This is a genomic window from Streptomyces hazeniae (assembly GCF_031845485.1).
GTDB classification, from domain to species: Bacteria; Actinomycetota; Actinomycetes; order Streptomycetales; family Streptomycetaceae; genus Streptomyces; species Streptomyces hazeniae.
The window spans coordinates 1-531 of sequence record NZ_JAVREQ010000107.1 but is presented as its reverse complement, the minus strand read 5'-3'; the positions used below and the strand labels follow the sequence as shown (position 1 = coordinate 531).

At 72.5% G+C, this 531-nt stretch carries 1 pseudogene; it reads left to right on the top strand.

Features of this window, described 5'->3' with window-relative positions:
- Positions 1–299 (top strand): annotated as a pseudogene (locus tag RM572_RS28825) (glutathione-dependent formaldehyde dehydrogenase); the annotation flags it as partial.
- Positions 300–531: the final 232 nt, after the last annotated feature.

The window sequence follows — 531 nt, the reverse complement described above, 5'->3', positions numbered from 1 at the left end:
TGTACACCGCGATCGACGTGGTGCGCCGCGGGGGCACGATCTCCCTGTCCGGCGTCTACGGCGGGGCCGCCGACCCGATGCCCATGCTGACGCTCTTCGACAAGCAGGTCACTCTGCGCATGGGCCAGGCCAACGTGCGCCGCTGGGTGCCCGACATTCTGCCGCTGCTGAGCGACCAGGATCCGCTGGGCGTCGACGAATTCGCCACCCACCACGTGTCGTTGGCCGAGGCGCCGGAAGCGTATGCCATGTTCCAGGCCAAGCGGGACGGTGCGGTGAAGGTCGTCTTCCGGCCCTGAGGGCGCCGTTCGCACGGGCGAACGCCCCGGAGACCGCCGGCTGCGGTCAACGGTGCGGGACCGGCCGTCGTGCAGGCGGATCGCCGGTGGCGGGAAAGACAGTGAACGAACTGTCGTCCTCCGTCCACACCGGTCGGCCCCGGCCGCGTGATTACGCCGCGGCCCGGCGATGGCCCGCGCAGGGCGGCGGGTGGACGGACGCGCGTGGCGGCGGGGCGACCGGCGCGTCAGC